The sequence below is a fragment of the Streptomyces sp. WZ.A104 genome (genome assembly GCF_002382885.1).
Classification (GTDB): Bacteria; Actinomycetota; Actinomycetes; order Streptomycetales; family Streptomycetaceae; genus Streptomyces.
The window spans coordinates 98,707-111,344 of sequence record NZ_NWVL01000020.1; the positions used below are offsets into that span (position 1 = coordinate 98,707).

The 12,638-nt window shown below is 70.3% G+C and carries 11 protein-coding genes; 9 read left to right on the forward strand and 2 right to left on the reverse strand.

Annotated features, from left to right (window positions below; translation table 11 throughout):
• Positions 1-66: 66 nt before the first annotated feature.
• Positions 67-495 carry a metallopeptidase family protein gene (locus CIB93_RS13660; RefSeq protein WP_096627068.1) on the reverse strand — a complete coding sequence of 143 codons (429 nt, stop codon included), beginning with the start codon at positions 493-495 and terminating at the stop codon, positions 67-69.
• A 481-nt stretch (positions 496-976) separates the two neighbouring features.
• Between CIB93_RS13660 and CIB93_RS13665 the strand changes: the two genes are divergently transcribed.
• From CIB93_RS13665 to CIB93_RS13700, 8 genes are all read left to right on the forward strand, one after another.
• Positions 977-1,405: a DUF3499 domain-containing protein gene (locus CIB93_RS13665; protein WP_096627069.1), complete on the forward strand. Its 429-nt coding sequence runs from the start codon at positions 977-979 to the stop codon at positions 1,403-1,405.
• 114 nt (positions 1,406-1,519) lie between these two features.
• The gene (locus CIB93_RS13670) at positions 1,520-2,887 is read left to right on the forward strand and encodes a phosphomannomutase/phosphoglucomutase (RefSeq protein WP_096627070.1); all 1,368 of its coding nucleotides are present in this window, start codon (positions 1,520-1,522) and stop codon (positions 2,885-2,887) included.
• Positions 2,888-3,383: 496 nt separating this feature from the next.
• Positions 3,384-3,566 (forward strand): Trm112 family protein, encoded by a 183-nt coding sequence (locus tag CIB93_RS13675; protein ID WP_096627071.1) that lies wholly within the window; start codon positions 3,384-3,386, stop codon positions 3,564-3,566.
• Between the two features lie 276 nt (positions 3,567-3,842).
• Positions 3,843-4,979, forward strand: a complete 1,137-nt coding sequence (locus tag CIB93_RS13680) for an SIS domain-containing protein (protein WP_096627072.1) — start codon at positions 3,843-3,845, stop codon at positions 4,977-4,979.
• A 70-nt stretch (positions 4,980-5,049) separates the two neighbouring features.
• A complete protein-coding gene (manA, locus tag CIB93_RS13685; protein WP_096627073.1) occupies positions 5,050-6,270 on the forward strand; it encodes a mannose-6-phosphate isomerase, class I in 1,221 nt (406 codons plus the stop codon).
• 112 nt (positions 6,271-6,382) lie between these two features.
• On the forward strand, positions 6,383-7,468 hold the full coding sequence (locus CIB93_RS13690; protein ID WP_257002171.1) for a cation diffusion facilitator family transporter: 1,086 nt from the start codon (positions 6,383-6,385) through the stop codon (positions 7,466-7,468).
• A 275-nt stretch (positions 7,469-7,743) separates the two neighbouring features.
• Positions 7,744-9,201 carry an adenosylhomocysteinase gene (gene ahcY / locus CIB93_RS13695; protein ID WP_096627074.1) on the forward strand — a complete coding sequence of 486 codons (1,458 nt, stop codon included), beginning with the start codon at positions 7,744-7,746 and terminating at the stop codon, positions 9,199-9,201.
• Between the two features lie 242 nt (positions 9,202-9,443).
• Positions 9,444-10,109 (forward strand): hypothetical protein, encoded by a 666-nt coding sequence (locus CIB93_RS13700; RefSeq protein ID WP_096627075.1) that lies wholly within the window; start codon positions 9,444-9,446, stop codon positions 10,107-10,109.
• Here the strand turns inward: CIB93_RS13700 and CIB93_RS13705 are convergent.
• A complete protein-coding gene (locus CIB93_RS13705) occupies positions 10,106-11,026 on the reverse strand; it encodes an RDD family protein (protein WP_096627076.1) in 921 nt (306 codons plus the stop codon). The genes CIB93_RS13700 and CIB93_RS13705 overlap by 4 nt on opposite strands.
• Before the next feature lie 119 nt (positions 11,027-11,145).
• On the opposite strand from CIB93_RS13705, the gene CIB93_RS13710 reads away from it, so the two are divergent.
• Complete coding sequence (locus CIB93_RS13710) at positions 11,146-12,153, forward strand: stage II sporulation protein M (protein WP_096627077.1); 1,008 nt, start codon at positions 11,146-11,148, stop codon at positions 12,151-12,153.
• The last annotated feature ends 485 nt before the right edge of the window (positions 12,154-12,638 follow it).

Consider the following 12,638-nt stretch of genomic DNA (forward strand, 5'->3'; position numbering starts at 1 on the left):
GTCCTGCCGTGGTGGCGGGGCCGGGTGGGACGAGTCCTGCCCTCGTCGTACGGGGGTGGGGTGGGGCTAGTCCTGCCCGTACCGGGGGTCGACCGACTCGGGCGCGAGCCCCAGCAGCTCGGCGACCTGCTCGACGACGACCTCGTGCACGAGCAGGGCGCGCTCCTCGCGGCTCTTGGTGCGGATCTCGACGGGCCGCCGGTAGACGACGATCTGCGCGGGCCGCTCCTTGCCCGCCGGGACGGCACTGCCGAGCGGAACGGTCTCCTCCGTCGTACCGGGCACTTCGAGGACGACGAAGTCGACCTCGGCCAGCTGGGGCCAGCGCCGTTCGAGCCGCTCCACGGAGTCCTGGACCAGATCGCGGAAGGTCTCCCCCCGGCTGGCCGACAACGGCACCTGCGGCGGTGCGACCGGCCCGCGCATACCGCGGCCGTGCCGGTCACGGCGTCGGGGCCGGGGCTCGAACGGGTGGGGAGGTACGGGACTGTCCATCACCGACGCAGCGTAACGCTCCGGGGAGTGTCTCGATCACGGAGACAGCACGCATGGGGAGTCAACTTCGGGCCTGGGTTCGGCCCGGGGCCTGGCTTCCAGCCTCGGCTTCGGGCTCCCCTTCCTGGCCCCGCTTCCAGTCCGTCTCCCGGTCCCGGCTCCGGGTCTGGCTCCGGGCCTGGCTGTCGGCCCGGCTGCGGGCTCCCTTTCCCGGCCCTCTAACCGGCCCCTTATCCGGGCCTGCTCCGGGCCCGTCTCCCGGGCCCGCTCCGGATGTCCACAGTTGAACATTCCGGCCAAGGTTGAGCCCCTTTCAGGCCCGTAATCCGATCCTTACGACTCGCCCGACGCGGGGATCGGCCCCCGTCCGCGGCCGGCCGGGCGGCCCCACGATCGCCGTGCTCGCGCAGTGGTGCAGGTCAGGGTAAGCCGCTCGGAGTGCGGCTGTGCCGCAGGTCACAGAGCGACACGGTGGGGTGACGTGAGGGAGAGTCGTCGCAGCCCGCTCAAGAGTGCGGTACCGTCCAACATCGTGAGCCCTGTACGTCGCTGTTCGCGCACTGCGTGCGGCCGCCCTGCCGTCGCGACACTGACGTACGTCTATGCCGACTCGACTGCGGTCCTCGGCCCGCTCGCCACTTACGCCGAGCCCCACTGCTATGACCTCTGCGCCGAACACAGCGAGCGGCTGACCGCGCCACGGGGCTGGGAAGTGGTGCGGCTCTCCGACGGCTCCGCACCGACGCACCCCAGCGGCGACGACCTCGAAGCACTGGCCAACGCGGTCCGGGAAGCGGCGCGTCCGCACGACCGCGGGCCGGACGGCGGGGGCCGGGGCCCTCGTTCCGCAGACCCGGTGGAGGTGGCCCGCCGAGGTCACCTGAGGGTGCTGCGCTCACCTGATTCCTGAGGCTGAGGGGGGCGTTCCCTGAGGCCGACAGGGGCTGCTCTTGAGGCCGACAGTTGAGACACCACCCGGCCGGGTAGTTTGGGCGGTCCGTAAAGACCCCCAGGAGGACCGGCCGTGGTTGCTGATCTGTCGCAGCTCGTGAAGGCGTACGACGTGCGCGGAGTGGTGCCCGACCAGTGGGACGAATCACTGGCCGAACTCTTCGGGGCCGCGTTCGTCCAGGTCACGGACGCCGAGGCGATCGTGATCGGCCACGACATGCGCCCGACCTCGCCCACCCTCGCGGGGGCGTTCGCCCGGGGTGCGGCGGCCCGGGGTGCGGACGTCACACTCATCGGGCTCTGCTCGACGGACCAGCTGTATTACGCCTCCGGCGCGCTGGACCTCCCCGGGGCGATGTTTACGGCCTCGCACAACCCGGCGCAGTACAACGGCATCAAGATGTGCCGGGCCGGTGCCGCACCGGTCGGCCAGGACACGGGCCTGGCCGAGATCCGCACACTGGTCGAACAGTGGTCGGAAGGCGCACCGCGGCCCGCCCCCTCCACCGCCCCCGGCACGATCACGGAACGTGACACGCTCACCGACTACGCGGCGCACCTCCTCGGCCTGGTCGATCTGACGGCGATCCGCCCCCTGAAGGTCGTGGTGGACGCGGGCAACGGCATGGGCGGCCACACAGTCCCCACGGTCCTCAAGGGCCTCCCACTCGACGTCGTACCCATGTACTTCGAGCTGGACGGCACCTTCCCGAACCACGAGGCCAACCCCCTCGATCCGAAGAACATCGTCGACCTCCAGGCCCGTGTCCTCGCCGAGGGGGCCGACCTCGGCCTCGCCTTCGACGGCGACGCGGACCGCTGCTTCGTGGTCGACGAGCGGGGCGCGGGCGTCTCGCCGTCCGCGATCACGGCCCTGGTAGCCGCCCGCGAACTGGCCCGCAACGGCGGCGAGGGCATCGTCATCCACAACCTGATCACCTCCTCGTCCGTCCCCGAGGTCGTCCGCGAGAACGGCGGCACCCCGGTCCGCACCCGGGTCGGCCACTCCTTCATCAAGACGGAGATGGCCGAGCACGGCGCCATCTTCGGCGGCGAGCACTCGGCGCACTACTACTTCCGCGACTTCTGGAACGCCGATACGGGCATGCTCGCCGCCCTCCACGTCCTTGCCGCGCTGGGCGGCCAGCGGAAGCCGCTCTCGGAGCTGGTCGCCGAGTACGACCGGTACGCGGGATCCGGCGAGATCAACTCGACCGTTGCCGACCAGGCCGCCAGTCTCACCGAGGTCAAGAAGACCTACGGCACCCGCGACGACGTCACCTTCGACGACCTGGACGGCCTCACGGTCACGACGCCCGACTGGTGGTTCAACCTCCGAGCCTCGAACACGGAGCCCCTGCTGCGCCTGAACGTCGAGGCGAGGGACGAGACGACGATGGCGGCGGTACGTGACGAGGTCCTGAGCCTGATCAGGCGCTAGCTTGCCCTCTCACTCCGGCGGCTTCGGCCGCTGGTTCGCCCCCTCCGGCGATCTTCCAGTTCCCGCGGAGTTGGTAACCCACCCTGTCCGGTGTTGGGCATCCTGGCCTTCAGCCGGCGCGGCTCGTTCAACCGGCGCGTCTCCTTCACCGCTCGTCCGCTTTCCCCAGCTCCTCCGCCCACCTCGGCTTTCCCCTCCCAGCTCCTCAGCCCTCGTCCTCTTCCCCCCCCGGCCTACCCCAGCCCCTCCGGCGATCGAGTAGCGGGGTCCGGGGCAGAGCCCCGGTTACGGGAAGGGGCGGGTAGGGGAAAAGCCCGCCGCAGGCGCCCCCATCCGAGGCCCCGCTCCGCCCGGCCCCCGCCCACCGCGCCCCCCCCACCCCGCCCATCCCCGGTTTCCTCCCCCCAGCCAGGCCGCGCCCCCGCCACCCCAGCGGTAGGCTGACGACGCCTGATCCACGTGGATCGGGACTCGCATGCTCGAAGGGACTCACCCCATGCCGCTCGAAGCCGGCCTCCTGGAGATCCTGGCCTGCCCGGCCTGCCACGCCCCGCTCGACGACCGCTCGTCGGCCGACAGCCCCGAGCTGGTCTGCACCGGTGCGGACTGCGGCCTGGCCTACCCGGTCCGGGACGGCATCCCGGTGCTGCTCGTGGACGAGGCCCGCCGCCCCGCCTGACCGCGAGCGAAGCGGGTACGGGGCACCGACGACGTACGAACGTACGAGAGCCGGTCCGACCGTACGCGGGGCAGGGCACGCCCAAGGCGGACCGTTCGCTGCGACCGCCCCGGCGACCGGGTGTGACCGGCACGCCGCAGGTATCGCCACCACGCACCGCCACGAGGCAGAACCACAGCACCACAGCACGGCCACAGGCGCGCCCCCTGCCCCCCCCCGGCACCCCGCCCCGCACCCGCATCCCGCACCCCACCCGGTGATCGGAGGCCCACCGCCATGCTCGACGAGTCCCTGCTCGACGCCCCGGAAGCCCTCGCCCGAGCCGACCGCCGCGATCTGCTTCGCGGCGCGGCCGAGGCAGGCGCCCGCGTACGTACCGCCGCCCGGCACGCCGCCGAGGCGGGCATCGGTGGCCTGGCCCCGGAGGGCCGGCCCCGAGCCGTCCTCGTCGCGGGCCCCGGAACCGCCGCATCCGGCGTCGCCGACCTGATCGGCGCACTGGCGGGCGCGGCCGCCCCCGTGACCCGGATCCACCCCACGGGAGTCGCCCCCGCCCCCGGCGCCCTGCGCTGGACCCTGCCCGGCTGGGCCGGGTCCGTGGATCTGCTCCTCATCGCGACCGCCGACGGCTCCGAACCGGGGCTCGCCCTGCTGGCCGAGCAGGCGTACCGCCGCGGCTGCACGGTCGTCGCCGTCGCTCCTACCCGCTCGCCGCTGCGCGAGTCGGTCGACGGAGGGCACGGCCTGGTGGTCCCGATGGCGGCTGCCCCGCACGGGGAGTACGACGCGGAGACCTCGGCCGCGGGCCCGGGCACACTGTGGGCGCTGCTCACCCCGCTCCTGGCCCTCCTGGACCGGGTCGGCCTGGTGACCGCTCCCCCCGAGGAGCTGCAGAAGGTGGCGGACCGCCTCGACCGCACCGCGGAACGCTGCGGCCCGGCCATCGCCACGTACAGCAACCCGGCCAAGACGCTCGCCGCCGAGCTCGCGGACAGCCTGCCCCTGCTGTGGACGGAGGGCGACGCGGCAGGCCCGGTCGGCCGCCGCTTCGCCGCCGTACTCGCCGAGCTGGCGGGCCGTCCCGCCCTCGCCGCGGAACTCCCCGAGGCCCTGCCCTCGCACGGCACGCTGCTGGCCGGGGACTTCGCGGCGGGCGCCGACCCCGACGACTTCTTCCGCGACCGGGTCGAGGAGGGGGAGACGCTGAGAGCCCGAGTGGTTCTCCTCCGGGACCGCCCCACGGGCGGCCTCAGCGCCTACCCGGCCGCCCGGGAGCTGGCGCTCGGCCACGACACCCCCGTCAGCGAACTGGAACCGGACGAGGGCAGCGACCTGGAGGCCCTCGCCGAACTGCTCGCGATCACCGACTTCGCGGCGGTCTACCTGTCGCTGGCCTCGTCCCCCCAGCCCTGACGCCTCCCCCCGAACCATCAACGCGCCCCCATCTCCGTGTCTCCAAATCTCCACCCCCGAGGACGACTTCATGGACCGGCTGTCCAACACCGTGCGCCCCTACGCCTGGGGGTCCACCACGGCCATCCCCGCCCTGCTGGGCATCGAGCCCACCGGCGAACCGCAGGCCGAGATGTGGATGGGAGCCCACCCCGGAGCGCCCTCGCGGGTCAGCAGGTCCGGTCGGGCGAGCAGGTCCGGTCAGACCGGCATGGCCAGCCGCACCACCGTGCCCGATGACACGGAGCTCGCGCTCACCGAGGTCATCGCAGCCGACCCGGAGGGGGAGCTCGGCGCAACCACGGTCGACCGGTTCGGCCCCCGCCTCCCCTTCCTCCTGAAGCTCCTCGCCGCCGGCGCCCCCCTGTCCCTCCAGGTCCACCCGAACCTGGACCAGGCCCGCGAGGGCTACGCCGACGAGGAGGCCCGGGGCGTCCCGATCGACGCACCGCACCGCACGTACAAGGACGCCAACCACAAGCCCGAACTGATCTGCGCCCTCACCCCCTTCGACGGCCTGTGCGGCTTTCGCAGGCCCGCCGAGGCGGCGGACGCGATGGAGGCGCTGGGAGTCGACTCCCTCAAGCCGTACGTGGATCTCCTCCGCGCCCACCCCGAAGAGGCCGCCCTCCGCGAGGTGCTCACGGCGATCCTCGGCGCGGACCCGGCGGAGATGGCCGAGACCGTCGAGCAGGCGGCAGCCGCCGCCGAACGCCTCGGCGGCGCCCATGCCCCGTACGCCCGCATCGCCCACCACTTCCCCGGCGACCCCGGCGTCCTGGCGGCCATGCTGCTGAACTACGTACAACTCCAGCCCGGCGAAGCCCTGTTCCTCGGTGCAGGGGTCCCCCACGCCTACCTCGACGGCCTCGGCGTCGAGATCATGGCCAACTCGGACAATGTGCTGCGCTGCGGCCTGACTCCCAAGCACATCGACGTCCCCGAACTCCTTCGCATCGTCCGCTTCGAGGCCACCGAACCCGGCGTGCTGCGCCCCGAGGCAGCCCCGTCGGGCGAGGAGTTGTACGAGACCCCCGTCGACGAGTTCGCCCTGTCCCGCTACACCCTCGCGTCCGGGGCGGCCCCCGCCGTACTGACCGCCCCCACCCCGCAGATCCTGCTTTGCACCGCAGGAACCGTCCGGGTCGGCGAGCTGTCGCTGAGCCCGGGTGAGTCGGTCTTCGTACCGGCCGGTGAACCGGTCGAAGCGGCCGGAGCGGGCACGCTCTTCCGAGCCACAGTGGCCGCCTGACCCAGGGTCCGACACCCGCCGTCCGGTCCAACTTCGGCTCGTCGGCTGCAACAATGTGCCGCCTCACCGCGACGGCGGATGCCGCGCACCGACGAAGGGACGGCACGCACCTATGAGCGCGTCAGGCGGAACCAAGGCGATCGTGGCGGCACTCGTCGCCAACCTCTCGATCGCCGTCGCCAAATTCGTGGCGTTTCTCTTCAGTGGCTCCTCGTCGATGCTCGCGGAGAGCGTCCACTCGCTCGCCGACTCGGGCAACCAGGGACTCCTGCTACTCGGCGGCAAGAAGGCGAAGCGCGAGGCGACACCGCAGCACCCCTTCGGCTACGGGCGCGAGCGCTACATCTACGCATTCCTCGTCTCCATCGTCCTCTTCTCGGTGGGTGGCATGTTCGCGGTGTACGAGGGTTACGAGAAGATCAAGCACCCGCACGCGATCGAGGCCTGGTACTGGCCGGTCGGGGTCCTGGTCTTCGCGATCATCGCCGAGACCTTCTCCTTCCGTATGGCGATCAAGGAGTCCAACGAGACGCGCGGCGATCGCTCCTGGACCGAGTTCGTCCGCCACGCCAAGGCTCCGGAGCTCCCGGTCGTCCTCCTGGAGGACCTCGGTGCCCTCGTCGGTCTGTTCCTGGCGCTCGGCGGCGTCAGTCTCGCCCTGGCCACCGGCAACGGGGTCTGGGACGGCATCGGCACCCTGTGCATCGGCATCCTCCTGATCGTCATCGCGATCGTCCTCGCCGCCGAGACGAAGTCCCTCCTGCTCGGCGAGTCCGCGGGAATCGAGGACGTCGAGAAGATCAAGGCGGCCGTGGTCGACGGAGACACCGTCACCGGGATCATCCACATGCGCACCCTCCACCTGGGCCCCGAGGAACTGCTGGTCGCCGCCAAGATCGCGGTCCAGCACGACGACACGGCGACCGAGGTCGCCAACGCGATCAACGCCGCCGAGAACCGCATCCGCGACGCCGTCCCGATCGCCCGCGTCATCTATCTGGAGCCGGACATCTTCGACGCGGAGGCAGCCACAAAGGGAACCAACCCGGCCAAGCCCCCCACCACGCCCTCCACCCCCAATACATCCACCGGCACAACCCCCGCCCCGGGCACCGGCACGATCCCCGGCACGGACACCGACACGACCTCTGGCACGACCTCTGGCACCGACCACCTCCCGAAGGATTCCGGCCACTGACCCACCACACACCAGCCCCGATCGTCCGGTGACCCCTCCCACACGCCCCTGTGCCCAGACGGGCTGGGGCTCACTGGGCCGTTCGGTGTAGATTCGGATACGGATAACAGACGTCGCTGCTGATGGCGGTCGACCGGCTGGCAGGAGCGAGCCGGGCGAGGGACAGAGGGCCTCCGACGGACTGCACTGCGAACGCCCGGGCATTCGTGTGCCCCGCCACCGCAGAGTCAGCCCAGACAACCCCACCCTCGACCCATCACGAGGAGCAGCCCGTTATGACGACGGCAACCAACAGCCAGGACTTCAAGGTCGCCGATCTCTCCCTCGCCGCATTCGGGCGTAAGGAGATCACTCTCGCCGAGCACGAGATGCCCGGCCTGATGTCGATTCGTAAGGAGTACGCCGCGGCTCAGCCGCTGGCGGGTGCGCGGATCACCGGTTCGCTGCACATGACGGTGCAGACGGCCGTGCTGATCGAGACGCTGGTCGCGCTCGGCGCGGAGGTCCGCTGGGCCTCCTGCAACATCTTCTCCACCCAGGACCACGCCGCCGCGGCCATCGCGGTCGGCCCGAACGGCACTCCGGAAGCCCCTGCGGGCGTCCCGGTCTTCGCGTGGAAGGGCGAGACGCTGGAGGAGTACTGGTGGTGCACGGAGCAGGCGCTGACCTGGCCGAACACCCCCACCGGCGGTCCGAACATGATCCTCGACGACGGCGGTGACGCGACCCTCCTCGTCCACAAGGGTGTCGAGTTCGAGAAGGCGGGCGCCGCCCCGGACCCGTCGACCGCGGACAGTGAGGAGTACGCCCACATCCTCACCCTGCTGAACCGCACCCTTGGCGAGTCCCCGCAGAAGTGGACCCAGCTGGCCTCCGAGATCCGTGGTGTCACGGAGGAGACCACGACGGGTGTGCACCGCCTCTACGAGATGCATCGTGACGGGACCCTCCTGTTCCCCGCGATCAATGTGAATGACGCGGTGACGAAGTCGAAGTTCGACAACAAGTACGGCTGCCGTCACTCGCTGATCGACGGGATCAACCGGGCCACGGATGTTCTGATCGGTGGCAAGACGGCCGTCGTGTTCGGTTACGGCGATGTGGGCAAGGGCTGTGCGGAGTCGCTGCGTGGTCAGGGCGCTCGGGTGATCGTCACGGAGGTCGACCCGATCTGTGCGCTGCAGGCGGCGATGGACGGCTATCAGGTGACCACGCTCGACGAGGTCGTCGAGACGGCGGACATCTTCGTCACCACGACGGGCAACAAGGACATCATCATGGCCAAGGACATGGCCCGGATGAAGCACCAGGCGATCGTCGGGAACATCGGTCACTTCGACAACGAGATCGACATGGCAGGTCTCGCGAAGATCGACGGGATCGTGAAGGACGAGGTCAAGCCGCAGGTCCACACCTGGACGTTCCCCGACGGCAAGGTCCTCATCGTCCTCTCCGAGGGTCGCTTGCTGAACCTGGGCAACGCCACCGGCCACCCCTCCTTCGTCATGTCGAACTCCTTCGCGGATCAGACGCTGGCGCAGATCGAGCTGTTCACGAAGCCCGAGGAGTACCCGACCGACGTGTACGTGCTGCCCAAGCACCTGGACGAGAAGGTCGCCCGTCTCCACCTCGACGCACTCGGCGTCAAGCTGACCACGCTGCGGCCGGAACAGGCGGCGTACATCGGCGTCGAGGTCGAGGGCCCGTACAAGCCCGATCACTACCGCTACTGACGCGCTACTGACCGGCGGTCCGCCCCTCGGTGTGCGGAAGGATCGACCTCCCGCGCACCGAGGGGCATCACAGCCCTCGGCAGCAGTCCAGCGGAACCAGCAGAACTAGCAGGTCAAGCAGGTCAAGCAGCGTCCGAGAACAGGCCCCCGCACCCCCGTGTCGGGGGCCTGCTCCCGTTACCGCCACCTACCGCCCCACCGCCCTACCGCTCCCGAACAGCCCGAGGAACCCGAAGGACCCCATGCCCCGCGGCAGGTATTCGCTCCACGACCTTCACGATCACACCCCCCTCGGTGAAGAACACTTCCACTGCGCCCCCGGCCCCTCCGGCTGGCGCTACGTCTCCCAGACCACGTCCCCCTCGGGCGACCACCTAGGCTCCGTCGACCTGGCCCTGGACGAGCTGGGCCGCCCCATCCGTCTCGAACTGCATGCCGCGAGCTGGCAGGTCCGAGGAGCCGCCCTGGAAGGCGTCACCTGGGTCCGGGCCGACCCGACCGGCGCTCACGCCACCGAAGGCAATGTCCGTGCCCACGCCTTCGCCGGCGCATCCCCCGCATTCCTCATCGCCATGACCCGTCTCCTGCGCCTCACCCCCGATTCCCCCACGACCCGCGTCCGCGTGGTCACCTTCACGGACCCGGTCCTCGCGCCCCGGACCGTCGATCAGTCCTGGGCTCTGGTGAACAGTGAAGCGCACGCCACTGACAACGGCCCCCTGACCGTGGACGAATACCAGGTCAGCGCCCTGGACACCGGGGAACAGCACGCGGTTCACATCGCCGGCGATGTGGTCCTCGCCGCCCCCGGCATCGAGCTCGAACACCTGGAGACACCCCCGTCGCCCCGTCCGCCCGGCCCCCCGCCCCGGACCGCACCGGACGCCTCGCAGCCGTACAACCTCTAGCCGGGCGGAGCGAACCCCGCAGAAGGCGAGCCCCCGCCCTCGGCGGCCCACGCTGCCCCCGCAGCATCCAAGCGCCCCCCAGGCGCGGGAGCCCCGGTACTTCCAGCCGGCAGGGTCGGTCCACCACCCCCAGCAGGCACGAACAGACCGGGCCCTTCCACCCGCCCCGGACCGAACACGCGCCGCGCATCCCGCGCCTGACGCTCATGGACCACCGCAGCCAGGAAGGCGGCCGCCGGAACGCCCTGCGGCGCCGTCGTTCCCGTCCGCGACACCAGCTCACCGGCCAGCCGCTCCGCGATGGAACGGCCCACGCCGGGGTCCAGCTGCTGCATCCGCGTCAAGTACTGCCTTATGGCAAGCCATAGTTCGTCCGGCACGGCGGACAGGTCCAACTGCGAGAACCGGCCGACCAGCCACGGCGGGGGAGGCGGCACGGCCATGGACCGCCCCGACGCCGCGACCCGCTCCCGGACGACCAGGGTCCCGGCGAACACATCACCGAGCCGACGCCCCCGCGCCGACACCAGGGAGGCGATGGAGGCCACGGCACCGAACGTCATGAGGATCTCGGCGAGCCCCATGGCCCCGCGCACCAGAGCGTGCCGGAATCGGATAGGTCCGCCGTCGTCCCGCACCACGCGCAGCCCGCAGGCCAGCTTCCCGAGCGAGCGGCCGTGGCTCAGCGTCTCGACGGCGACCGGCCCACCGATCAGAACCAGCAGGAACGACGCGACCCCGACCGCTGCGACGGCCGCTTCGTCCAAGGAGGCGGAGGCGATCCCCAAAACGATGGAAATCAGAATGAAAACGGTGAAAGTCACTGACAGATCGATCGCCGCAGCCAGGGCCCGACTCGGCAACCTCGCCGGCCTCAGCCCCAGAACGACCGCGTCCCCGGTCACCAGCTCACTCATCGGGCCCCACCCTTCGCCGACCTTCTCTGCCCCAGCCGGGCCCAGTCTGCCAAGCTGACCGGCAGCGCGCCGCAGTAGTACGGACCCGTACGCACCCTTGCCAGGAGCAACAGCCGCCCATGGACCTCGACGTCTTCGTCACCGCCCACCGCACGGAGTGGGACCGCCTCGAACACCTCCTGCGCCGAGGGCGCCGCCTCACCGGCGCGGAAGCGGACGAGCTGGTCGTCCTCTACCAGCGCACGGCGACCCACCTCTCGCTGGTCCAGTCGAGCACCCCCGACCCCGTGCTCACCGCCCGCCTCACCCAGCTCGTGGCCCGTGCCCGGTCGACGGTGACCGGGAGCCGCAAGGCGTCCTGGCGCGACGCGACCCGATTCCTCACAGCAGGGTTTCCCGCAGCGGTCTACCGCTCGCGTCACTGGTGGGTCCCCACCGCCATCCTGTCCACCGCACTGGCAGCGCTCATGGGCTGGTGGATAGGCACACACCCCGAGGTCCAGGCCGCGATAGCCGCTCCGGAGGAGCTCCGGGCGATGACCCGGCCGGGCGGGGAGTACGAGGCCTACTACTCCAGCCACCCCGCGGCATCGTTCGCCGCCCAGGTATGGACGAACAACGCGCAGGCCGCGGCGCTGTGCCTGATCCTGGGCGCGTTCCTCTGCATACCGGTGCTCTGGATCCTGTTCCTCAACATGCTGAACCTGGCCGTCGGCATCGGCCTGATGTCCTCCGCGGGCCGACTGGACGTGTTCCTCGGCCTGGTTCTGCCCCACGGTCTGCTCGAACTCACCGCCGTATTCGTCGCCGCCGGCACGGGGCTCCGCCTCGGCTGGACGGTGATCGACCCCGGTCCCCTGTCACGGCGGACAGCTCTGGCCCAGCAGGGCCGTGCAGCGTTGGGCATGGCGATCGGCCTGGCTCTGGTCCTGTTCGTATCAGGGCTCATCGAGGGCTTCGTGACCCCCTCCGGCCTTCCGACCTGGGCAAGGATCACGATCGGTATCGCCGCTGAGCTGGCATTTCTCGCGTACGTCTACATCCTGGGCGGCCGCGCGGCACGAGTCGGCGACACGGGCGACCTGGCGGCCGTCGAACGGAGCGCCGAGCTTCCCTCCGCAGCCTGACCGCCGATGTGCGATCGCCCCTGCCGAGCTGCTAGTGTCCTCCTCGCCCACAAAAACCGTTGACACGGAGGATGTGGGGAGGTAGATTTTAACGGTTGCCTCGGACTAGACAAGTTCGAGCCAACCGCGTAAGATCTACTTTGCTCGTGCAGGGAATGTTTGCTCATTCCGCCGAGCCACCCCGATCCCCTTTATCTCAAGCCTTCCGGTCGCTCACTTCGCACCGAAAACTTCTGATAAAGTCGGATCAGCCGAAAGGCAAGGCCATTCCACAGGCCACCGGAAATCGAATTCGGACCGGAAACGGAACGAAAAAGAGTCTGGTAAAGTTGGAACCGCCGGAAAGGGAAAACGCGAAAGCGAAGAACCTCGAAAGCAACCCGCTTCGACCGGGAATCGGACACGAAAGAGTCTGATAGAGTCGGAAACGCAAGAACGAAGGGAAGCGCCCGGAGGGCCCCGGTGAAACGGGACCGAAGGAAGCG